The sequence below is a fragment of the Methylobacterium sp. CM6241 genome (assembly GCF_054817845.1).
The window spans coordinates 320511-343218 of the sequence record NZ_CM139246.1; the positions used below are offsets into that span (position 1 = coordinate 320511).

The window sequence follows — 22708 nt, forward strand, 5'->3', positions numbered from 1 at the left end:
GGGCAAACCTGCATGCGGGGCAACGACATGATCCGGTCACGGTCGAGCCGGCACTCACCGATGACACAATGAGAGCCCGGCGAGCCAGCGCCGCATCCAGCCAAACAAAGCCGCAAGTGCACTGGTCTATCAAACTTTTGATGGTTGGACTGCTACGGTTCCCGTAGAAAACGGTACACCTGCATGCGGAAGTTGGCCAACTCAGTTGCAATCGCCGCAACACTATTGCCTGCCTCACACAGGGCCTTGATCCGGTCGCTGTCGAGGCAGTGCCTGCCGCCGGCATAAGCACCGTTGATTTTCGCGCGCTCAATGCCCTCGCGCTGGCGCTCCTTGATGAACCACCGTTCCATTCGCGCGACCATGCCGAGTACCGTCAGGACGACGTGGCTTATTGTGGCTTATTGTGGCTCATTTCGCCCCGCGTTGAGATAGGGGGCAAGCATGATGACAAAGGCCCCGCGCTGCTCGGCCTCGTGAATGAGGTTGAGGACGTTACGGGTGTCGCGCCCAAGGCGGTGGAGGCACGTGACCATGGGTTCGTTACCGAGTCGAAGGAACTCCAATACGGTCGCCAACTCGGACCGGCCATCGCGGTTGTCACCAGAGACCTTCTCCGAACGGATTACGCCGCAGCCTTCAGCCTTCAGCCGGGCGACCTACCCATCAAGGCCCTGATCGAGTGTGCTGAAGTGGGCGTAACCGATGCGGGCTATGGTTTGTAACCTCAAGCTTTAGGTCCGAGGCTACCTTGTCACAAATAACCCGTGTCAAACCAGATGTTGCGACGTTTTATGCCAGTTACGTTAAGTCATGCTAGGGTGTACCCCGATGTCACTAGCTAAGCTGGCGTTCGCTTTGCACCAACAGCGGAACTCGTCTGCCTGACCGTAAACGAACGTTCCGCATCCGACCCGACCCAGTCGTTCGGATTCTCTGACGCGACGCCCGAGAACGGACGTTGAGCGAGACATAGCCTGTCCGCAATGGACCGCGGCGCTCCGCAAGCGGTCGCGCTTACTTGCCGCCCGTGACGTCGAGGAAGGTACCGGTGACGAACGAGGCTTCTGAGCCGGCCAGCCATAGGATCGCTCGCGCGACCTCCTCGGGCTCGCCACCCCGTCCCATCGGAATGCTGTCCTTCACGCGATCCACGCGCCCGGGTTCGCCACCGCTCGCGTGCATCTCAGTGAAGATGTGGCCGGGCCGCACGCAGTTCACCCGAATGCCCTGACGTGCGACCTCCTTCGCGAAGCCGATCGTCATGGTCTCGACCGCGCCCTTCGAGGACGCGTAGTCCACGTACTCATTGGGACTGCCGAGGCGGGCGGAGGCCGAGGAGACGTTGACCACCGCGCCCCCACGCCCGCCATGGCGATGCGACATGCGCTTCACGGCATGCTGCGCGCAGAGGATCGGGCCGATTGCATTCACTGCGAAGACGCGCCGCACGCGCTCATAGTCCAAGTCTTCGAGACGAGCCTGTCGTGCGATCATAGCAGCATTGTTGACAAGGACATCGAGCCGACCGAACCGGCGGTCGACGCGATCGAACATCCGCGAGACCTCGGCGGGATCGGCGCTGTCGGCTCGTACGGCGATCGCGCTTCGGCCCTCCATCTCGATCGCAGCGACCAGGTCCTGGGCCGCCGCCTCGTTCGACAGGTAGCTGAACACGACGTCGTAGCCCCGCCGTGCCGCAAGACGCACGGTCGCGGCGCCGATGCCACGGCTGCCGCCGGTGATCAGCATCACTGGTGCAGTTCGCGCGGCGTCAGGTGCGGCAGGGGCATCCGGGCGGTCGCCATCGGTGGCATCGGGGTTTTGGACAGAGTTCATGGTTTCCTCGCGAGGTGCGGTGACAGAACGAGCATGATCGGGACGACAGCGAAGGCCGTGGCCGCGGCCGCGGCCCAACGTGGTCCGACCGCATCGCCAAGCGGGCCGTAGAGTAGGGGCGTCGCAAGCGCGCTGCCTCCGAGCGTCCAAGTGTAGAAGACCGCAAAGGCGTGCTCGACACGACCGTGCGGGGCGAGTTCCGGCACGGTTCCGTAGAGCACGGAGGACGTGCCGTTCAGCATCAGGCCGAGGACCGGCAGCACCGCGAGCGCGGGGGTGAGCGGGAGCGCAATAACCAGCAGGATCGCGACCGCCGTGCCTGCTTCCGAGAGGATCACGCACCGCGTCACCCCGAAGCGTTCCCCGAGCCGGCCAAAGATCGCCTTGCCCAATGCACCGCCGACGGCCGTTAGGCCGAACGCGACACCCACCGTCGCGAGGACCGCTCCCTTCTCCTGCAGCAGGAACGGGAGGTAGACGAGAAAGGCCGGCCGTGCGGCGTTGTCGAGCATGCCGACTGCCACGAGGAGTCCGAAGTCGGTCCGGCCCGTCGACGGGTCGCTGGGCACGGCCGCTTGGGTGCGTGCCGATGGTTCCTCGCGCGGGACGGGCTCACGGGGCAGCAAGATGGCGACCCCGAATGCGACGACAACCCCAAGGCCGGCAACGAGCCAGAGCGCGAAGCGCCAGTCGGCGTGGCCGAGAAGGAAACCGGCGAGTGCGGGCAGCGCTGCCTTTCCGAGATCACCGGCGAAGTTGTAGGTGCCGAGCGGCCCCCTTGCCCCTTTCCCGTAGACCCGGGCGATCATCGCCGAGGCGAGGGGATGTTGGGTACTGCTGCCCGCGCCGGAGAGCGCCAGGGCGACGCAGAGGCCGACGAGACCGCCCGAGGCACCAGCCAGCGCGTAGCCGCCCGCACCGAGCGACGTGCCGAGGATCAGAACGACGCGTGCACCGAGCGTCCTGGCCAGGGTGGTGGCAGGCATCTGCAGGCCGGCCAGCGCGCCGACATAGAGAGAGCGCACCAGCGCGAGCGCGACGTAGCCGAGGCCGAACTCCGCCTGCCAGACCGGCAGCAGTACGTAGATCAGGTCAGTGTAGCCGTCGTGCAGGGCGTGGTTGACGCCGATCGTGGCGAGGGTGCGCGTCCGCCGAGGCGCGTGGATGTCACCCGCCCCATCCGTCGCGCTCGCGGCCCGCCCGTCCGTTTCCGCGATGGTCGTCGGCATCGATCACCCTTCCACGGCCGCCAGCAGCCAACGCCGTGACGGCTATACCCGTGAGCCTTCGGCGATGAGAGGTGTTCGACTCACGCTACCCGTGCGCTAAACTCACGGATGCGAGCCCAGAGGTCCGATGCGCCGTCTTCCACCCCTCCACGCGCTACGCATTTTCGAGGTCGCCGCCCGGGCCGGCAGCCATGCCGCCGCGGCCGCCGAACTCGGGCTGACCCACGGGGCCGTCAGCCGTCAGGTCGCCGTGCTGGAGGCGTGGTTCGGCCAGCGCCTGTTCGTACGGGTCGGTCGGAGCGTCGTCCCGACGCCCGCGGCCCGGGCATTCGCGGAGGCGGTCAGCCTCACGTTCGACAGGCTCGACGCGGCGGCCGAGATCTGCGGCCGGCCGCTTGCGCCACGGACCCTGCGGTTGAGCACGCCCACGACCTTCGCGATGCGCTGGCTGATCCCTCGCTTAAACAGTTTCCATGCAGCGCGGCCGGAGGCCGAGGTGGTCGTCACGACGACCACGACCCTGCACAATGCCTTGCGCGGCGGCTTCGACCTCGCGGTCCGGCGCGAGCCGCGTATCGGAACGGGGGTGCATCATCCCTGGGGCGCCTACCGCGCGGTCCCCTTCCTGCGGGAGGCCAACACGCTGGTTGCAAGCCCATCCCTCCTCGCGGCCCGCCCCCTGCGCACCCCGAACGACCTCGAAGGCGCCACGCTGCTGACGAGCGAGACGCGCCCGGGCGACTGGAGCGACTGGCTGAGCGCCGCAGGTCTCCCCCCTGATACGGGCAGCCGCCGGACGTTCGACCACTACTTTGTGGCACTGCAGGCGACGGCGGACGGGCTTGGCTACGGCCTGGGGCCTTTGCCCGTCCTGTCCGGCGACCTGGCGTCTCGACGGCTCGTCGCCCCGTTCCCGGAAATCGTCGTCCCACGCCCCGGCTACGTGGCCCTCGTTCCGAACGACGCGGACAAGACGTCGACCCTTACGGCATTCGTCGACTGGCTCGTCGCCACGGGCGCGCAATGAGATTAGACGACCATCAGGTCGAGCCGGAGACGGCTTCTCTCCTTGCGAGAAGGGCGACTGCGTTCGGCATAATGACCGATCTGTGCGTGAAGTGGCCCCCTCGTGTTCCCCGAGCAAACGTCCGTTCCGGCGACCCAGCCTCTCGGAAGCGGACCGACAAAAATCCACCCGACGCGGTCGTAGAGCTGTAAGACCGGTCCCGACCCAACCCGGGCGTTCAACGGACATTTTTGCGTTCTCGAAAATGGACCTAGGCCAAGCGGCTCCTTGGGCAGGACTACACCTGATCTGGAGCCATTGAGCTGTTTCCAAAACATGACGCGGTAAGCTCTATCCCGCGCGCTTGAGTGGTTCCTTCCCAGGACTGGAACGCACGGTAAAATGAGTTCGTGTCCTCATAACCCAGTACTGGCTTTTTGTTGTAGTGAACGGTGCCTCAGTTGATGATCGACTGCGAGTCGACGAAGCCAGTGAAGGTATATCGCTACAGGCGCCGACGGGTCAGGCCCCAGAAGGAGCCCTGGATATTGTTAAGGAGGCGGTTGAGCGTGCCGTGGCGATGATGCTGCGTGCAGTGGCCGAGCAAGGTACCGTCCAGGACGTTGAAGGCGGCAAACAGCGCTGCCGTGTATGCCCATCTCTTCATAAAGGAAGTCGCTGTGATGGCTGACTCACTTCCTCGAATGCATGGGCTATGCAAAGCAGCGCCCTGTCCTGTCCCGGCCTTCCGATGAGCTGCAACCCCGATGATCGTCCGTCCGGTGCCCATGGACCTAACGGCAGGCAGATTGTGGGGCATCCGGACAAGGTCGCTGGCACCACCACTTCCATCCAACGATGATACGTATCCATGGACGTGCCGGCGATGATCGTGGGCCAGGGCTCGGCCTGAGCAAACGGAAAGACCTGAGCGCTCGGCAGGGCCAGCGCGTCGAAATCGGCGAAGAGCGCAAGGAAGCGCTGGTAGAGGCGCGTCCGCGCCACCGACGCTCGATAGAGATCGTCGGCGGAAAGACCGAGGCTGCCTTCGATCTCCCAGATCAGTTCCGGCTTCATCTGCTCGCGTTTGATTAGATCGTCATAGAGCGGTCGGTAGCGGCTGCCGACCAGGACGTGGCGCCAGACCAGCCAGGATGCCCAGATCTCGTCCCGGCTGATCCCGAGACCGGTCTCCTCGATGCGGCATCCCGCGGCTTCGAGGGCGGAGAGGCCCGTCTGGGACAGCGGCAGGATGCCGTCTTCCAGGGGAAGAGCACCGACGAAATCGCCGAGCCAGCCGATGCGGGCACCCTCCACTCTGCCCGGCAGCAACTCGGCAGTGAGGCCCGGCTCTGCCAGGGAGAGGGGTGCACGGGGATCGGGCCCACTCATCACCGATAAGAGGAGCGCGAGATCGGTGACGTTCCGCGCCATGGGACCATCAGTGGCAAGTTGCTGGATATAGCCCTCCGGGCCCGGCAGCGATGGGACCCTGCCCTGAGAAGGCCGGAACCCGAAGATACCGTTCCAGCCGGCAGGGTTACGGAGGGAGCCGGCGAAGTCGCTGCCATCGGCCATGGGCACCATGTGGAGGGCCGTTGCGACAGCGGCGCCGCCCGAGCTTCCGCCAGCACTTAGAGCGGGATCATAGGCGTTGAGCGTGGTGCCCCAGACGGGGTTGTAGCTATGCGAGCCAAGGCCGAACTCGGAGACGTTCGTCTTGCCGATGAGGATCGCCCCTGCCGCGCGCAGGCGTTCGACGAATAAAGCATCTTCCTTCGGAACATGATCCGCGAAGATCGGTGAGCCGAAAGTGGTGCGAAGTCCGCGCGTCGGCGCCAAGTCCTTCACCGCGTGGGGCAATCCATGCATCGGCCCGCGCCACAGCCCGCGCCGAAGGTCGGCATCGGCCGCGTGGGCCTCGGTTAAAAGCCTCCCCCGGTCACGCAGGGACACGATAGCGTTCACTCGCCCGTTCACCAGCGCGATGCGATCGAGATGAGCCTCCATCACCTCCCGGCAGGAGATGTGCCGGTCGCGGATCGCCGCCATCATCTGTGTCGCGTCGAGGCCGACGATCCCGCCCTGCGGCAGACTTGGCATCGTAGAAGTCCCGCTCATCCCATCACTCCAGGTTGGCGCACGGCTTGCCAGAACGCCGAATACAGGATGGAATTGCATACATGATGCGTGCCGCAGGCCGACAACACTGTACGAAGCCGCGCCGATGGAATCCGTGCTGATGGTGACGCCACCGAGCTTGGACGGCCCTGCCTTCTCCATCGAAGGATTGGCTGCGCCCGCCGAGATCCGTCTTGACAGATGGGGCGTCGCCCATATCCGGGCGGAATCGCAGTACGATGCGTTCCTCGTGCAGGGGTTCAATGCGGGTCGTGACCGACTCTGGCAGCTCGACCTGTGGCGCAAGCGCGGATTGGGCCTGCTCGCCGCAGATTTCGGTCCGGGCTACCTCGCCCAGGATCGGGCCGCGCGGCTGTTCCTGTATCGCGGAGACATGGATGCCGAATGGGCGGCCTATGGCCATCCCCGCGCAAAGGGCATCGTCGAGGCCTTCGTCCGTGGGCTCAACGCGTTCATCGTCCTGACGCGTGACAGGGACGATCTACTGCCGCCGGAATTCGCATCCATGGGCACGCGGCCCGCCTTTTGGGATGCGGAGGACGTGGTGCGGATCCGCAGCCATGCCCTCGTGCGCAACGTCGCCTCGGAGGTCGCCCGCGCCCGTGTCCTGGCGCGTTGCGGCCTTGCGACGGATGTCCTGCGCAAGTCGTTGAGCCCGGACCACCATCCCGTGATTCCCGAAGGGTTGGCGCCCGAGCGATTGCCCCAAGACCTCCTCACGGTCTTCCGTCTCGCCACTGCGCCGGTGAGCTTCGATCCGGCCCGCCTCGCCGCCCAACGCGCCGATGCCTGGGTATGGAGCGAGGTCGATGCGTCCGGCGCCGTCCATCGCTCGGATCGCCAACCTGTCGTGGCGCCGGCGGAGGCCAGCGAAGGCTCGAACAACTGGGCGGTCTCGGGGGCACGGACCGCCACCGGCCGTCCGATCCTGGCGAGCGACCCGCATCGCGCCTACCAGCTCCCCTCCCTGCGCTACGTCGTTCATCTCACCGCGCCGGGGCTCGACGTGATCGGAGCCGGAGAACCGGCGCTGCCGGGCATCTCCATCGGCCATAACGGCACCGCCGCCTTCAGCCTCACCATCGCGCCGATCGATCAGGAAGACCTGTTCGTCTACGAGACCCATCCGGATGATCCCGGCCTCTACCGCTATGGAACGGGCTGGGAGGCGATGGCGCGGGTCGTCGAGCGCATTCCCGTGCGCGACGGCTCCGACGAAGAGGTCACCCTCGCTTTCACCCGTCACGGGCCGGTGATCTGTGAGGAGGTGTCCGGGCGCCAGGCCTTCGCCGTGCGGACGGTCTGGTCCGAGCCGGGGACAGCCGCCTATCTCGGCAGCCTCGCCTATCTCGGCGCCACCACGGTGACGGAATTTCGTGAGGCGTTGCGCGATTGGTCGGCACCCTCCACCAACCAGGTCTATGCGGATACCGGTGGCACCATCGCATGGTTCATGGCGGGCAAGGCGCCCGTGCGCCCGAACTGGGACGGGCTGCTCCCGGTGCCCGGTGACGGGCGTTACGAATGGGCGGATTTCCACGATCCGTTCGTGCTGCCGCACCATGTAGACCCCGAATGCGGCTTCGTCTTCAGCGCGAACGAGATGAACCTGCCCGCGGATTATCCGGCTGAGACGCGCAAGCTGAGCTTCGAGTGGCTTGAACCCTGGAGGGCCCGGCGCATCCGCTCCGTCCTCGAGGACGATGCCGGGCATACGCTCGACGCCTCGACCCGCCTTCAGGCCGACGTGTTCTCGGAACCCGCCCTCCGCCTCGGCCGACTCGTGGCCGCCCTGCCCCCGGCCGACGATGCTGCGTCCCGCGCCGCCATCCACCTGCTCCTCGGTTTCGACGGATACCTGCATGCGGAGAGCGCCGCCGCCTGCCTCATCGAGACGCTCTGGCTCCGTCACCTGCGGCCGGCCCTCGTCACCGCCCTGGCGCCCGAGCCGGCCGATGCAGACCTGTTCCGGCCCGGTGACACAGAGACACTGCTCGACGCGCTCGACCATGGTCACCCGCACCTCGACGAAGCGACGCGCACGGCGCTCGTCACCCGCGCCCTCGCCTCGGCCTGGCTCGATTGCGAGGCGCGGTTCGGTACGGATCCCGCCGGATGGGAATGGGGCCGTTTCCATCATGGATTCTTCCGGCATCCCCTCTCCGGCATCGGCGGCGCGGTCAGCGAGAATGTCGGTCCGCTGCCTGTCGGCGGTTCGGCCGCCTCCGTGATGCATGCGGATTACCACCCCCATGACGGTGCCCTCACCACGGGCGCTTCGTTCCGCATGATCGTCGATGTAGGCGATTGGGACGCCAGCGTGTTCGTGAACGCGCCGGGCCAGTCGGGCCGCACCGACAGCCGCCATTACGCCGACCATGCCGTATCCTGGGCGGCGAGCGCAACGGTGCCCCTGCTCTATTCCCGCGAGGCCGTGGACGCGGCCACCGAGAGCATCATCACCCTTCGACCCAGCCAGCCCCTTCGACCTAGCCAGGAGTTGCCGAGCACGTGAAGATCTTCATCGCCGGCCTCGCCACCGAGACGAACACCTTCGCTCCCCTGCCCACGGGCAGGGCCGCCTTCCTCGCCGATTACGCCCGCCGCAATGGGAGCCTCGGACCGCCGAGCCTCAGCAATATCGGCCTCAAGGCCTGGCGGGAGATGGCCGAGAGCGACGGGCACATCGTGGTCGAAAGCCTGTCCACCTTCGCCCAGCCCGGTGGCATCACCCTGCGCGCGGTCTACGAAGACTTACGCGATACTCTGTTGTCCGATCTCGAAGCGGCGCTACCCGTCGATGCGGTGCTGCTGTTCATGCACGGCGCCATGGTCGCGCAGGGCTATGACGATTGCGAGGGCGACACGCTGGAGCGAGTCCGCGCCCTGGTCGGGCCGAAAGTGGCGGTCGGCGTCGAACTCGACCTTCATTGCCATCTGACCGAGACTATACGTCGGGCGGCCGACGTCGTCGTGATCTATAAGGAATACCCGCATACGGACATCGTGGCGCGGGCGCGCGACCTCTATCCGCTTGTCATCGGCACGGCCGAGGGGACGATCCGCCCGGTCATGGCGATCCAGGATTGCCGCATGGTCAATATGTGGCGCACCACGGCGGAGCCGGTCGCTGGGTTCGTGCGGCGGATGGAGGCGCTGGAGGGCAGGGATGGCATCCTGTCCGTCTCGTTCGGACACGGTTTTCCATGGGGGGACGTCGCCGAGGTCGGCGCCCGGATGCTCGTGGTGGCCAACGGCGATACGGCCAAGGCCGCGTCCCTCGCCCGAATTCTCGCCGCCGAGATCTGGGCGATGCGCGGGGAGGCCGCGACACGGGTCGATACGGTCGATGCCGCGCTCGACGCGGCGCTGGCCTCCACCGATCCGCGCCCGATGGTGCTCGCGGACATCGCGGACAATGCCGGGGCGGGCGCTCCCTCCGACAACACCGCTCTCCTCGCCCGGATGGTCGAGCGCGGCATCCGCGACGCCGTCACCGGCCTGTACTGGGATCCGGGCGCGGTTGGCATCTGTCACGAGGCCGGAATCGGCGCCACGTTCGATCTGCGCATCGCCGGCAAGTGCGGTGTCACCTCCGGCGATCCCCTCGACCTGCGCATCACCGTGCGCGGACTCTCCGAGGCTCATAGCCAGGGCGGCCTCAGCGGCGGCCGCGCGCAACTCGGTCCCTGCGCCTGGATCGAGGCGGACGGCATCCATATCGTTCTGGCCTCGCAGCGCCAGCAGCCCTTCGCCCCGGATGCCTATACTGGCCTCGGCCTCACCCTCGACGACAAGCGCATCGTCGTGGTGAAATCGATGCAGCACTTCCACGCGGCCTTCGCGCCCATCGCCAGCGAGATTCGCTACGTCGCCGCCCCCGGCGCGGTTCCACCGGATTACGGAGCGATCCCCTACACCAAACGCGACCCGGCCTATTGGCCCCGCATCGCCGACCCGTTCGCACAGGATTGATCGATGGCTCTTGAGGATCTCGCTCTGACCGACCTTCCGTTCGAACTCGGCGACCTGCTCGCCGGCCTTCGCCCCTGGATCGAGTGCGAGAGCCCGACCCATGACAGGGCGGCGGTGAACCGGATGATGAGCCTTGCCGCGCGCGACCTCGCCATGGCCGGTGCGTCGGTGGAGTCGATCCCCGGACGCATGGATTTCGGCGATTGCGTCCGCGCCCGGTTACCGCATCCGCGCCGGGACGAGCCGGGCATCCTCGTCCTCGGCCATCTCGACACGGTCCATCCCCTCGGCACCCTGGCCGCCCTCCCCTGGCGGGTGGAAGGCGATCGCTGCTACGGCCCGGGCATCCTCGATATGAAGGGGGGCAACTTCATTGCCCTCGAAGCCGTCAAGGCGCTGCGAAAAGCCGCCGTCGAGACACCGCTCCCGGTCACTTTCCTGCTCACGAGCGACGAAGAGGTCGGCAGCCCTTCGACCCGCGACTTGATCGAGGCGGAGGCCCAGCGCCATCGCTACGTCCTGGTGCCGGAGCCCGGCCAGCCGGGGAACGCGGTGCTCACGGGCCGCTACGCCATCGCCCGCTTCGATCTCACCGCCACCGGCCGTCCGAGCCATGCGGGAGCGCGACTGGGTGACGGACGCTCGGCCATCCGGGCCATGGCGCAGCAGATCATCGCCATCGAGGCGATGTCGGATGCCGATTGCACCTTCAGCGTCGGCATCGTCCAGGGCGGGCAATGGGTGAATTGCGTCGCCACCACCTGCCGGGCCGAGGTGCTGAGCATGGCCAAGCGCCAGGGCGATCTCGACCGCGGCGTCGAGCGGATGCTCGCCCTGTCTGGAGAGGCGGACGGCGTCGCCTTTACGGTGACGCGCGGTGTCACCCGCCCGGTCTGGGAGCCCGATGCCGGGACGATGGCGCTCTACGAGACCGCCCGGATGATCGCCGGCGACCTCGGCTCGGCCCTCCCGTACGAGAGCTTCGGCGGCGGCTCCGACGGCAATTTCACCGGCAATCTCGGCATCCCGACCCTCGACGGTCTCGGCCCCTGCGGCGCCGGCTACCATACCCTCGACGAACACGTGTTGACCGCCTCACTGCCGCATCGCGCCAGGCTACTGGCCGGCCTGATGGCGAGGCTCGACGGACGGTAACGGCCTGCATCCTGCATGCACTTCGTCACGAGAGCCGCATCGCGGCGTTGGGGAGGAATTCCATGGACAAGGCGTTCAGGACGGGTTTCCGGGCGGCGCTGGCCCTCGCTGCGATGGCGGCCGGAGCGGTCACGACCGAGGTGATGGCGCAGGCCAAGCCCGTCACCATCCGCGCCGTGATGCATTCGGGCCTGCGGATCACCGACCCGATCATCACCACCGCCTACATCGCCCGTAATCACGGCTACATGATCTACGACACGTTGTTCGCCACCGATGCGACCTTCAAGGTCCAGCCGCAGATGGTGAAGGATTACAGCGTCAGCGACGACACGCTGACCTACACCTTCACCTTGCGCGACGGGCTGAAGTTCCACGACGGCACTCCGGTGACGTCGGCCGATTGCATCGCCTCGCTGCAACGCTGGGGCAAGCGCGACAGCATGGGCCAGAAACTCATGGCCTACACCGCCTCCCTCGACGTGGTCGACGACAAGACCTTCACCCTCAAGCTGAAACAGCCCTACGGCCTCGTTCTCACCTCCCTGGGCAAGCCGTCCTCGAACGTGCCGTTCATCATGCCCAAGCGCATCGCCGAAACACCGGCGGACAAGAACGTGCCGGAGGAGATCGGCTCCGGCCCGTTTCGCTTCGTCAAGGCCGAGTTCCAGCCCGGTCTGAAGGTGGTCTACGAAAAGAACCCGGATTACGTGCCGCGCAGCGAGGCGCCGAGCTGGACCTCCGGCGCGAAGGTGGTGAAAGTCGACCGGGTCGAGTGGCTCAACATCCCCGATTATCAGACTGCCGTGAACGCCCTCATCAACGGCGAGATCGATTACATCGAGCAGCCGCCACATGACTTCCTGCCTATCCTGAAGGCAGGGGCGGGTGTGCAGATCATCAACTACAATACGCTCGGTGTCTCTGGAATGCTCCGGATGAACTGGGTCAACCCGCCCTTCGACAACGAGAAGATGCGCCAGGCCGTGCTGCTAGCCGTCAACCAGCAGGATTACCTCGACGCCCAGATCGGCGACCCGGACTACATGGTGCCGTGTCTCGCAATGTTCGTCTGCAACACGCCCAACGCCACCGATGCCGGTGCGCCCAAGACTGATCTCGCCCGCGCCAAGCAACTGCTGAAGGAGGGCGGCTATGACGGGAAGCCCATTGTCGTGATGCAGCCGACGGACCTCGCCATCGCCGCGCCGCTGGGGCCGGTGACCGCCCAGGCGCTGCGCAAGATCGGCATGAACGTCGATCTGCAATCGATGGATTGGCAGACCCTTGTGGGACGCCGTGCCAAGCAGGATCCGGTGGACCAGGGCGGCTGGAACATCTTTCACACGACCTGGGTCAACGCCGACATGCTGAACCCGGTGAGCAATGTCGGCGTCAACGCGCGCGGCCGCAACGGCGGCTTCTTCGGCTGGGCGGAGGATGCCGAGATCGAGAAGATGCGCGACGCCTACGCTTTGGAGATCGATCCGGCCAAGCAGGTCGCCATTGCCAAGATGGTGCAGGAGCGGGCCTACGCGGTCGGGATGTACTACCCGACCGGCCAGTTCATCAGCCCGCTGGCAGCCGGCCCCAAGCTCAAGGGCATCCTCGAAGCCCCCGCGCCGGTGTTCTGGAACATCGAGAAGAAGTGACGTTCGCACGGCCTCCCCTCCCCCGCGGGTGGGGGGAACCGCACCTCGATCCGAGAACCCGGAGATCTGAATGGGTCGCTTTCTCGCCGGACGCCTCGCCGCCACGCTTCCCGTCATGGGCGTGGTGGCGGTCATCGTTTTCCTACTGCTGCGGCTGGCGCCGGGTGATCCCGCCGCTATCCTCGCGGGGGATGCCGCGAGCCCCGACCAGATCGCTGCGATCCGGGCGCGGCTCGGCCTGGACCAGCCGATCCTGACCCAGTTCCTGTCCTGGATCGGCCGTCTGCTTCACGGCGATCTCGGCGCGTCGATCATATCAAACCAGCCCGTCGCAAAGCTCATTCTGGAGCGGATCGAGCCGACGCTGGCGCTGGCCACCACCACCATCGTCTTCGCCGTCCTCGTGGCAGTCCCCCTCGGGGTGCTGGCGGCGTGGTGGCACGGCACCTGGGTCGACCGGGCGGTGATGGCGGCCTCGGTGCTCGGCTTCTCGGTGCCGGTCTTCGTCCTCGGCTATCTCCTCATCTTCGGCTTCGCCATGCAGCTGCGGCTCCTGCCGGTGCAGGGCTATGTCAGCATCACCGAAGGCGTCTGGCCGTTCCTGTCGCGGCTGATCCTGCCGACGCTCACGCTCTCGGTGATCTACATTGCCCTCATCGCCAGGACCACGCGCTCCAGCGTGCTGGAGGTTCTGGGCGAGGACTACATCCGCACCGCCCGCGCCAAGGGCATCGGGGAGACGCAGGTGCTGTGGCGCCATGCCCTGCGCAACGCGGCGGTGCCGGTGATCTCGGTGATCGGGTTGGGCATCGCGCTCCTCATCAGCGGCGTCGTCGTCACCGAAAGCGTCTTCAACCTGCCCGGCCTCGGCCGCCTCACCGTCGATTCGGTGCTTGCCCGCGACTATCCGGTCATCCAGGGCGTGATCCTGCTGTTCTCCGCCCTCTACGTGGTGGTCAATCTCGCCATCGACCTGTCCTACCTGCTGTTCGATCCGAGGATACGCTATTGAGCGGCGAGGATCGGACAATGCCCTCCCCCATCCCCTCCCCCCTTGCCGCGCGGTTCGCATCGCTGCCACCGGCCCTGCGCCATCCGGGCGTGCTTTTCGGGCTCGCCGTCCTGCTGGTCGTCGGGCTCGCGGCCCTAGCAGCACCCATCCTCTGGACCGGCGACCCGATCCTGCTGCGGCCCCGCCTGCGCCTAAAACCACCTTCGAGCGTGGCCTGGCTCGGCACCGACGCATTCGGGCGCGACGTCTGGACCCGTGTCGTTTACGGCGCCCAGGTGTCGCTCACCATCGGCTTCTCGGTGGCCGCCGCCGCCGTACTCATCGGCCTGTTCATCGGGCTCGTGGCGGGCTACCTGCGCCGCCTCGACGCGGTGGTGATGCGGATCATGGACGGCATCATGGCGATCCCGTCGATCCTTCTGGCCATTGCCATGGTGACTCTGTCGGGAGCCGGCATCAGCACGGTGATCGTCGCCATCGCCATTCCCGAGATCCCGAGGGTGGCGCGCCTCGTGCGCAGCGTCGTCCTGTCGGTGCGCTCGGAGCCCTATGTCGAGGCCGCCATCGGTGCCGGCACCCGTCTGCCGATGCTACTGATCCGCCACGTCCTGCCCAACACCATCGCGCCGCTGATCGTCCAGGGCACCTATGTCTGCGCTTCGGCGATTCTGACCGAGGCGATCCTCAGTTTCCTCGGCGCCGGCATTCCCACCGAGATCCCGAGCTGGGGCAACATCATGGCTGAGGGGCGCCAATCCTTCCAGATCGCGCCCTGGGTGATCCTGTTCCCCGGCCTCTGCGTTGCCGCCACGGTGCTCGCCGTCAACATCATCGGCGACGGCCTACGCGACGCCCTCGACCCGCGCACCGCGCGCCGCTTCGGAGCCTTGCGATGACGGGAGCCTCGGCGAGCCTGGAACCTGTCCTATGCATTACCGGCCTCACCGTTCCGCTGCCGCGGGGCGCCGACCGGACCAACGCCATCGAGGGCCTGTCGCTCAGCGTCGGTACGAACGAGATCGTCTGCGTCGTCGGCGAATCCGGCTCGGGCAAATCCGTCACCGCGAGCGCGGTGATGGGGCTCCTGCCGCCGAACCTGTCGCCGTCCGCCGGGCAGATCCTGTTGCAGGGCGAGGATGTGCTGAAGGTCGGCCCCGCGCGCCTGCGCGCCCTGCGCGGCAGCCGCATGGCCATGGTGTTCCAGGAGCCGATGACAGCACTGAACCCTGTGCTGAACGTCGGCGACCAGATCGCCGAGATGCTGGAAGCGCATTCCGGCCGGGGCGGCCGCGAAGCGCGGCGTCGCCGCGTCCTCGACCTTCTCGGTGATGTCCACCTGCCCGATCCACCGAGCCTCGCGAAGGCCTACCCGCACCAGCTGTCCGGTGGCCAGCGCCAGCGGGTGTTGATCGCCATGGCGCTCGCCAACGACCCGGCCCTGATCATCGCCGACGAGCCGACCACTGCGCTCGACGTCACCACCCAGGCGCAAATCCTTAAGCTGCTGAAGGAACTCCAGGCCCGCCGCAACGCCGGCATCCTGTTCATCACCCACGATTTCGGTGTGGTCTCCCAGATCGCCGACCGGGTGGTGGTGATGCAGAAGGGGCGTCTCGTGGAGGAGGGCAGCGTCGAGGATGTGCTGACCAAGCCTCGCGACCCCTATACCCGCATGCTCATCGCGGCGGTTCCTCGGGCCGAGCCGCCGCCTCCCCGGCCACGCAGGCAGCCTTCGGCGCCGATCCTCGCCGTGCGTGACCTCACCAAGACCTATGGCGGACGCGGTCTTTTCGGTGGCGGTCGCGCGGTGACGGCCCTGGACGGTGTCAGCCTCGCGCTGCAACCGGGGGAAACCCTCGGCATCGTGGGAGAGTCGGGCTCGGGCAAATCAACTTTGGCGCGATGCGTCGCCCGCTTCGTCGATCCGTCCGCCGGTCATATCCGTATCGGTGGCGACGACATCGCCCTGTTGCCGACGCGGGAACTTCGCCCCTATCGGCGTCGCGTCCAGATGGTGTTCCAAGATCCCTACCGCTCGCTCAATCCACGCCGGACGGTGGGGCAGTCGATCATTGAGGGGCCGATGAACTACGGTCTGTCGAAAGAGGCAGCTTGGGCGCGCGCGACGCGCCTCCTCGATCTCGTACATCTCGATACCGGCGCGCTCGACCGCTATCCGCACGAATTCTCCGGCGGCCAGCGCCAGCGCATCGCCATTGCGCGGGCGTTGGCCATGGAACCCGATGTGCTCATCGCGGATGAGGCCGTATCGGCCTTGGACGTCTCGGTGCAGCGCCAAGTACTGGAATTGCTGGAGGATATCCGCGAGCGTCTCAACCTCTCGATCCTTTTCATCACGCACGACCTGCGCGTGGCTGCACGCCTCTGCGACCGCCTCGTGGTCATGCTCGGCGGACGGATCGTCGAGGAAGGGGCGACCGCCGCACTTTTCGCCAACCCGCGCCAAGCCTATACGCAGGCACTGTTCGCAGCGGCTCCCAAGCTTCGTCTTGCCCAGGAGTGATCGAACATGTCCTCCCTGAGAATTCAGCTGCGCCATCACAGCTCAGACGAAGATTCCCCAGGGTACAAAGAGGAAGTTTGCTACGGCGCCTAGTTCGTGCCGGAGAGCAAGAGGAGTGGCTCGTCGTCGACACGGCGAGGGACACAACGGACTTGACCGTTCTCCACGTATACGTTTGAGGCGCCGCCCATCGCCATGGACGAGCTGGGGCACCGGATGCCGCCAAGGATGCCACGGAAACCGGTTTCCGAACCATGAGGTCGAATGACGATCTCCAGTGACGCGGACGCCGACGCGCGCGTTCACGTGCCGCAGAATGTCCGGTAGTCCGCCCCGCCGCCCTCGGGCGCCTCGGCATAGCGGGCGTGGGCGGGCTGGTCGTCGTAGGGCCGCGACAGCACCGCCAATAGCTCCTCGAACGGGCCGAAGTCGCCTTGCTCGACCGCCACCGCGATCATCGCTTCGACGTGGTGGTTGCGCGGGATGAAGGCCGGGTTGATGGTGCGCATCGCTGACGCCGTCGCCGCGGGGGTCCGTCCCTCTTCATCCAACAGCTTCCGCCAGCGTACGGCCCAGGCGTCGTACTCGGTCGGGTCGACGAACAGGTCGCGCACCCCGGCGTCCGCCTCCGGCCGCTCGGCCGCGTCGCACAGGCGGCGGAAGGTCAGAGTAAAATCCGCTCGGTTCTCCGCCATCCGCGCCAGCAAGTCGTCCGCGAGCGCGACGGCTCCGTCCCGATCCGCGGACAGCCCGAGCTTGTGCGCCAGGCCATCGTGATACGCTTTCTCGAAGCGCGGGCCGAACCCGGCAAGCACCGCCTCGGCCGCTTCGACCGCCGCCGCCTCGTCCTCGGCCAGCAGCGGCAAGAGGGCCTCGGCCAGACGGGTGAGGTTCCAAAGGGCGATCCCGGGCTGCTGGCCGTAGGCGTAGCGCCCGTGCGCGTCGATCGAGCTGAAGCTCGTGCGCGGATCGTAGGCGTCGAGGAAGGCGCAGGGACCGTAGTCGATCGTCTCGCCGGCCACCGACATGTTGTCGGTGTTCATCACCCCGTGGACGAAGCCGACCAGCAGCCAGCCCGCCACGAGCTCGGCTTGGCGGGCCACGACGCCGTCGAGCAGCGCTCGGTAGGGATGTTCCGCGGAGGATGCCTCGGGATAGTGCCGGACGAGAGCATGATCGGCGAGCGCCCGCACCGCCTCCGCGTCGCCCCGGGCGGCGAAGTATTGGAAGGTGCCAACTCTGATGTGGCTAGCCGCCACGCGAGCGAGCACCGCCCCGGGCAGCCGGGTCTCACGCATGACCAACTCGCCGGTGGCAACCGCCGCCAGCGCCCGTGTGGTGGGGATGCCGAGCGCGGCCATGGCCTCGCTCACGAGATACTCGCGCAGCACCGGCCCAAGCGCCGCCCGGCCGTCGCCACGGCGGGAGAACGGGGTCGGGCCCGCGCCCTTGAGCTGGATGTCACGGCGCTGCCCGTCACGGTCGACGACCTCGCCGAGCAGAACGGCGCGCCCGTCACCGAGCTGCGGCACGAAGTTGCCGAACTGGTGCCCGGCGTAAGCCGTCGCGATCGGCTCGGCGCCTTCAGGGACGCTGTTCCCCGCGAGCATCCCCACCCCAGCGGGTCCGGCGAGCCAATCCGGGTCCATGCCGAGGTTCGCCGCCAGCGCGCGGTTCAAACGGATCAGGCGCGGGGCTGCGACAGGTGTCGGGGCGTGGCGGACGAAGAAGCGGTCCGGTAAGCGGACGTAGCTGTTGTCGAAAGGGATCTTGGTCATAGTCGAGAGCTATGAGCGATCGCGCCGGCGGACAAGCGCCTTCCGGAAACCCGGTGGGTCAGTATGCGCGAGAAGGCGCGTGTCCGCGTCGCCTCCTCTACTTCACGGCCAATGCCAGCATGGTCGAGCGACAGTCATGGGCTTTATCCGGCCACGCGGCTTCGGAGGCTCTCTCCGCATTGCCGTCGAGGTGGCTCGCTCTCTGATTTCGGTTCCTTCTACTAGAGCGAACGCGTCTTCGACGTCCATATCAAGGTAGCGTACCGTACTTTCGATCTTCGAATGCCCGAGCAGAATCTGCACCGCGCGCAGGTTGCCAGTTCCCTTGTCGATCAACGATGCCTCTGTTCGGCGTAGCAAGGGAACTCCTCGTGCGCTTCGTCCAGGCAAAGGCCGACGGCGATCTGCCAGAGGTCGCGGATACTCTGGCGCTGGCGCGATTTGCTGTCGACGGTGGCCTCCGCCATGGGCGTCATCGCGTCGTCCGAGGCTAATCGCGAGGCCCTGCGAGAGGTGGCGCGCGTCTCGCTCGGGCCCTTCGCCAGGAGCGGTAGGGACTGAACGCTCGGACAATCAGGGCTGCAGGCAGGCGCCGTCGCGCTCAGACCAAACCGCCGTTGGCCCGTAGAATCGGGCCGTTCACCCAACCGCCGTCCGGTCCGACCAAAAACGCGATAGCGGCGGCGATGTCGCCGGGTTCGCTCGGGCGACCGAGCGGGATCATTCTCGTCCCTTGTACAATCTGCTCCTTGGTCCGCCGCTGAGGAACAGTTCGATCGCCTCCAGCCCCGGGTCTGTCGCGTTGGCCGCGACTCTCCTCGGGTCTGGCTCCTTGGCAAGGGCATGCGTCATCGCTGAGAGCACTCACCTGCCCCCGTCGAGTGGCTGCGATTGGAGCGTTGCGCCCCCCTTGTGGCCCGAGCCACCGTCTGTTTCTTGTGTTTTGCTCTCCGAGACCGGACAGGCGGAAAACCACCCTGTTCGGTCGTGGAGTGGACGGGCGGATCTCGACCTAAACATGACGTGGCGAGGGATTCGGCCGACGCTCGAATGCGGAATCTTACCGCGGCATTCCGTTGGTGTGGGTCGGTCCCATCGCCGACATCCTAGGTCGTGTTCATTGCAAATCGCGACGGATTCGCGGCTGAAGCGTTGATAGGGGCTCCGGAAACATGTGCCCGAACTATCTGGACAACACCCGCGCCGCCACTCCGAGCGCGCGCACGCCAAAGGCGAGATCTGTATCGCTGGTATCCTCTGTCCAGTGATGGCTGATGCCGCCGACCGACGGGACGAACAGCATGGCGGCCGGCAGGATACGGGCGATGTTCTGGGCGTCGTGGCCGGCGCCTGAGGGCATCACCTGCCAACGGCCGGGGCAGACCTGCTCGGCAGCCTCCGAGAGGGCCCGCATCAGGTTCGGATCACACCGGGCGGGGATCGCCTTCGACAAGGGTATGAGCGTGGCAGTGCAGCGCTCACGCCGGTTCGACTCTTGCACCAGTGCTTCGAGGCAAGCTTCCATTCGCTCCAGCACTGGGACCGACACGTCGCGGAACTGGAAGGCCACCTCTGCGCGGCCCGGAATGATGCTGTAGCCGCCGGGATCGAGCGTGATCCGCCCTGTCGTCCAGGTGCTACGCGGGCCGCAGACCTTCGGAAATTCCCGATCGATGGCCGCGAGCAGGCGTACCGCGGAGAGTCCCGCATCCCTGCGCTCGGCCATGGTGGTGCCTCCGGCATGGTCCTGCTTGCCTTCGAAGACGATCTGAAACTGCCAGATCGCCACGATGCCGCTGACGACACCGAGATGCAGACCTGCGGACTCGAGTTGCGTGCCCTGCTCGATATGCAGTTCCAGAAAGCCCTGGTAGCGCGCGGGATCCAACTGCATCCGAGGTTTTCCGGCCAGTCCGGCCGATTCGAGCGCCACGCGCAGGGGGGTGCCGTCGGTGCGGTTGCGGGCGGCGTCGATCTCGGCCTCGGTCAGGTCACCGATCGCCGAGCGGCTACCCAGGAAGCCGCCGGAAAAGTGTCCCTCCTCATCTGCGAAGGCGACGACGTCGACGGGAAGCGCGGCCCGGGCCAGCGCCAGTCCGGCGACGACGCCGAGCGCCCCGTCGAGCCAGCCGGCCTCGTTCTGGGTCTCAATGTGGCTGCCGACCAGGAGGTGGGGCCCCGGGCCACGATGCCGCCCAAGCACGTTGCCGATGCCGTCGATCGACGCCTCGAGACCGCAAGCCTCGATCCGGCCCATCAGCCAGCGACGCGCCTGCATATCTTCAGGCGAAAAGGTCGGCCGGTGGACGCCGGTGCGGAACCGCCCGATCTCGCGCAAGGCGTACAGGTCGTGGAGGAAGGTGTCGGTCTCGATTTCGGTCATGCTGGGTCCAGGCGGTTGATCGCGTTCGGTAGTCACCCCCCGCCCTCTTTCAGAGTTCGAGGGTCACGCTGCCCTGAGCGCGCGAGACGCATGGCGTCATCCGGTCCCGGCGTTTCCCGACCGAGAGCACGGCATCGCGATGGATCACTGTGCCATCGTGATAGCCGCACTCGCAGGCGCCGCAGACTCCGAGTTCGCATGAGGAGGGTTGGGAGAAGCCGTGCTCCCGCAGGACGTCGAGGAGCGAACGGTTCGCAGCTACGTGGAGCTGGGCGCCTGTGGATGCGATGCGAACTTCGAACGGCTCGGGTTTGAAGGTTTCGTCCGACAGTGGGGCGAAATGCTCGACATGGACCTGCTCCGGTGGCCAGCCCTGCGAGTCGAGGGCAGCTTGGACGGAGTCGGTGAGACGCTGCGGGCCACAGGCATAGACATGCGTGTCCACCTTGACGTCGCCGAGACGCATCGGATCGAAGCGTCGACCTTCAGCGGCGAACCAACCCTGAAGTCGGTCACCGCAGATCGCGCGGACGTCCGCGAGGAGAGGCGCGTGGGTGGCCGACGACGCACAGAAATGGAGCACGAAGTCCGCTCCTTCCGCCGCAAGCGTGCGTGCCATAGCGAGGAGCGGCGTCACGCCGATGCCGCCCGCCACAAGGATGTGCCGACGTGCGGCGGGTGCGAGGGGGAAGTTGTTGCGGGGCGCTGAGACATCGACGACCGCGCCGACGGTGAGGTTGCCGTGCACCCAAGTCGAACCCCCGCGTCCCGCCTCCTCGCGCTTGATTGCGATCTCGTATCGCGTACGATCTGCAGGGTCGCCGCAAAGCGAGTACTGGCGCACGCGTCCATCCGGCAGTCGGAGATCCACGTGGGCGCCGGCTGTCCAAGATGGGAGCTCCGGCCGCCGCGGATGGACCAGGGTTAGATGCAGTACTTCGGACGTTGTCGCCATAGCCGCCGAGACCTGCAGCCTCATGACCAGACGTGCGCTCACGACCTAGTCCACCATCTCGATCGTATCGCCGACCCGGATGATTCCGCCGCGCTCGATTCCGCAATTGAGGCCCGAGCGGTTGTAGAGAGGCAGGTAGACCGACTGGCCCAGGAGTTCCTCTAGGTACTTGCAAGGAAAGTTGAGCCGTCCACCGCGCAGGATCACCTCGCCCACCCGAAATCGACGCCCCACGAGGTGGTTCAGTGGGACGCCCCGAACCGTGAGATTGCGGCGGTGGTCGATCGGCGCGATGTGCAGAGGACCGCTTTGGAGCGGCGGGTCGTTGCGGTTGATCGCATCCAGCGCCTCCTGCTCGATCAGGGTCACCTCGCGGGTGTCGGGCTTGGGCGAATAAGTGCCCAAACCGAGAAAGTAGCGGTCGCCCTCGATGCCGCGCCCGGCGACACACCTGGCCTCGGTGCGTTCCTCCATCTCGTAGCTCGCCGCCGAGGCCGTATGGATGTTGAGCAGGCTGCCCCGCCAGCCCACCGCGCCTCCCTGAACGCCGACCGCTATCGAACCGGCCGGATGTGCGAACGCCTCGACCATGCGGGGTGCTGATGCGTCCGTCATCGCGTGGTCTCCGACTGTGTCGCGAGGGCGATGGCTTCGATTTCGACCATGGCGTCGCGGGGCAACCGGGCGACCTCGATCGTCGAGCGCGCCGGGGCATCACCGGGGAAATGCTCCGCATAGACGGCATTCATGGCGGCGAAGTCGTTCATGTCCTTGAGGAACACGGTCGTCTTGGCGACCGTCGCCAGGCTCGCACCACCCGCCTCGAGGACCGCCGCGAGATTGGCGAGCGAGGCCATGGTCTGCGCAGCGATCCCGTCGGGAAATGCGCCGGTCTCCGGGTCGATCGGGAGTTGCCCCGAGGCGAAGACGAGATCGCCGACACGGGTTGCCTGCGCATAGGGTCCGGCGGCCGGTGCGGCCTTGTCCGTCTTGATGATGGTTCGGTTCATTCGTGTTCCTCGGGGTGAACGGGGCTGTTGGGATCAATCTACGATACT

19 protein-coding genes and 2 pseudogenes are annotated in these 22708 nt (G+C 66.6%); 10 read left to right on the forward strand and 11 right to left on the reverse strand.

The features are described 5' to 3' along the window. Positions 1-152 precede the first annotated feature (152 nt). Positions 153-365 (reverse strand): hypothetical protein, encoded by a 213-nt coding sequence (locus ACYQR9_RS01465; protein ID WP_461228451.1) that lies wholly within the window; start codon positions 363-365, stop codon positions 153-155. On the opposite strand from ACYQR9_RS01465, the gene ACYQR9_RS01470 reads away from it, so the two are divergent. Further along, positions 270-725 (forward strand): hypothetical protein, encoded by a 456-nt coding sequence (locus tag ACYQR9_RS01470; protein ID WP_461229895.1) that lies wholly within the window; start codon positions 270-272, stop codon positions 723-725. The genes ACYQR9_RS01465 and ACYQR9_RS01470 overlap by 96 nt on opposite strands. Positions 726-1017: 292 nt before the next feature. On the opposite strand, the gene ACYQR9_RS01475 is transcribed toward ACYQR9_RS01470, so the two are convergent. Together ACYQR9_RS01475 and ACYQR9_RS01480 are read right to left on the reverse strand one after the other, a co-directional pair. Next, a complete protein-coding gene (locus ACYQR9_RS01475) occupies positions 1018-1752 on the reverse strand; it encodes an SDR family oxidoreductase (protein WP_461229706.1) in 735 nt (244 codons plus the stop codon). Positions 1753-1835: 83 nt separating this feature from the next. Then, on the reverse strand, positions 1836-3068 hold the full coding sequence (locus ACYQR9_RS01480) for an MFS transporter (protein ID WP_461228452.1): 1233 nt from the start codon (positions 3066-3068) through the stop codon (positions 1836-1838). Between the two features lie 127 nt (positions 3069-3195). On the opposite strand from ACYQR9_RS01480, the gene ACYQR9_RS01485 reads away from it, so the two are divergent. Beyond that, complete coding sequence (locus ACYQR9_RS01485) at positions 3196-4095, forward strand: LysR substrate-binding domain-containing protein (RefSeq protein ID WP_461228453.1); 900 nt, start codon at positions 3196-3198, stop codon at positions 4093-4095. A gap of 484 nt (positions 4096-4579) precedes the next feature. Here the strand turns inward: ACYQR9_RS01485 and ACYQR9_RS01490 are convergent, their stop codons facing one another. Both ACYQR9_RS01490 and ACYQR9_RS01495 read right to left on the reverse strand, forming a co-directional pair. Continuing rightward, complete coding sequence (locus ACYQR9_RS01490; RefSeq protein ID WP_461222250.1) at positions 4580-4741, reverse strand: hypothetical protein; 162 nt, start codon at positions 4739-4741, stop codon at positions 4580-4582. Further along, on the reverse strand, positions 4738-6195 hold the full coding sequence (locus ACYQR9_RS01495) for an amidase (RefSeq protein WP_461228454.1): 1458 nt from the start codon (positions 6193-6195) through the stop codon (positions 4738-4740). Before ACYQR9_RS01495 ends, ACYQR9_RS01490 begins: the two co-directional genes overlap by 4 nt. 106 nt (positions 6196-6301) lie before the next feature. Here ACYQR9_RS01495 and ACYQR9_RS01500 point away from each other — a divergent pair, with 106 nt between their 5' ends. The 7 genes from ACYQR9_RS01500 to ACYQR9_RS01530 all read left to right on the forward strand — a co-directional run bounded on the left by ACYQR9_RS01500 (position 6302) and on the right by ACYQR9_RS01530 (position 16534). Further along, positions 6302-8731: a penicillin acylase family protein gene (locus tag ACYQR9_RS01500; RefSeq protein WP_461228455.1), complete on the forward strand. Its 2430-nt coding sequence runs from the start codon at positions 6302-6304 to the stop codon at positions 8729-8731. Beyond that, the gene (locus ACYQR9_RS01505) at positions 8728-10191 is read left to right on the forward strand and encodes a M81 family metallopeptidase (RefSeq protein WP_056453853.1); all 1464 of its coding nucleotides are present in this window, start codon (positions 8728-8730) and stop codon (positions 10189-10191) included. Before ACYQR9_RS01500 ends, ACYQR9_RS01505 begins: the two co-directional genes overlap by 4 nt. A 3-nt stretch (positions 10192-10194) precedes the next feature. Further along, complete coding sequence (locus ACYQR9_RS01510; protein WP_461228456.1) at positions 10195-11346, forward strand: M20/M25/M40 family metallo-hydrolase; 1152 nt, start codon at positions 10195-10197, stop codon at positions 11344-11346. A gap of 62 nt (positions 11347-11408) precedes the next feature. Next, complete coding sequence (locus tag ACYQR9_RS01515) at positions 11409-12998, forward strand: ABC transporter substrate-binding protein (RefSeq protein WP_461228457.1); 1590 nt, start codon at positions 11409-11411, stop codon at positions 12996-12998. Between the two features lie 70 nt (positions 12999-13068). Further along, a complete protein-coding gene (locus tag ACYQR9_RS01520; protein WP_461228458.1) occupies positions 13069-14010 on the forward strand; it encodes an ABC transporter permease in 942 nt (313 codons plus the stop codon). A gap of 17 nt (positions 14011-14027) precedes the next feature. Further along, entirely contained in the window at positions 14028-14906 is an 879-nt protein-coding gene (locus tag ACYQR9_RS01525) for an ABC transporter permease (protein WP_461222244.1), read from the forward strand. Continuing rightward, on the forward strand, positions 14903-16534 hold the full coding sequence (locus ACYQR9_RS01530) for a dipeptide ABC transporter ATP-binding protein (protein WP_461228459.1): 1632 nt from the start codon (positions 14903-14905) through the stop codon (positions 16532-16534). Before ACYQR9_RS01525 ends, ACYQR9_RS01530 begins: the two co-directional genes overlap by 4 nt. Positions 16535-16836: 302 nt before the next feature. Here ACYQR9_RS01530 and ACYQR9_RS01535 read toward each other — a convergent pair whose 3' ends face one another. Continuing rightward, positions 16837-18312, reverse strand: coding sequence for a protein adenylyltransferase SelO (locus ACYQR9_RS01535; RefSeq protein ID WP_461228460.1), 1476 nt, complete (start codon positions 18310-18312; stop codon positions 16837-16839). Positions 18313-18516: 204 nt separating this feature from the next. After that, positions 18517-18681, reverse strand: a pseudogene (locus tag ACYQR9_RS01540) (integrase); the annotation flags it as partial. On the opposite strand from ACYQR9_RS01540, the pseudogene ACYQR9_RS01545 reads away from it, so the two are divergent. Next, a pseudogene (locus ACYQR9_RS01545) lies at positions 18675-18873 on the forward strand (TetR/AcrR family transcriptional regulator); the annotation flags it as partial. The pseudogenes ACYQR9_RS01540 and ACYQR9_RS01545 overlap by 7 nt on opposite strands. A gap of 622 nt (positions 18874-19495) precedes the next feature. Here the strand turns inward: ACYQR9_RS01545 and ACYQR9_RS01550 are convergent. From ACYQR9_RS01550 to ACYQR9_RS01565, 4 genes are all read right to left on the reverse strand, one after another. Further along, positions 19496-20695, reverse strand: a complete 1200-nt coding sequence (locus ACYQR9_RS01550; protein WP_461228461.1) for a hydantoinase/carbamoylase family amidase — start codon at positions 20693-20695, stop codon at positions 19496-19498. 49 nt (positions 20696-20744) lie between these two features. Continuing rightward, entirely contained in the window at positions 20745-21539 is a 795-nt protein-coding gene (locus tag ACYQR9_RS01555) for a PDR/VanB family oxidoreductase (protein ID WP_461228462.1), read from the reverse strand. Positions 21540-21695: 156 nt separating this feature from the next. Beyond that, entirely contained in the window at positions 21696-22265 is a 570-nt protein-coding gene (locus ACYQR9_RS01560) for an MOSC domain-containing protein (protein WP_461228463.1), read from the reverse strand. Continuing rightward, positions 22262-22660 (reverse strand): Rid family detoxifying hydrolase, encoded by a 399-nt coding sequence (locus tag ACYQR9_RS01565; RefSeq protein ID WP_461228464.1) that lies wholly within the window; start codon positions 22658-22660, stop codon positions 22262-22264. Before ACYQR9_RS01565 ends, ACYQR9_RS01560 begins: the two co-directional genes overlap by 4 nt. Positions 22661-22708: the final 48 nt, after the last annotated feature.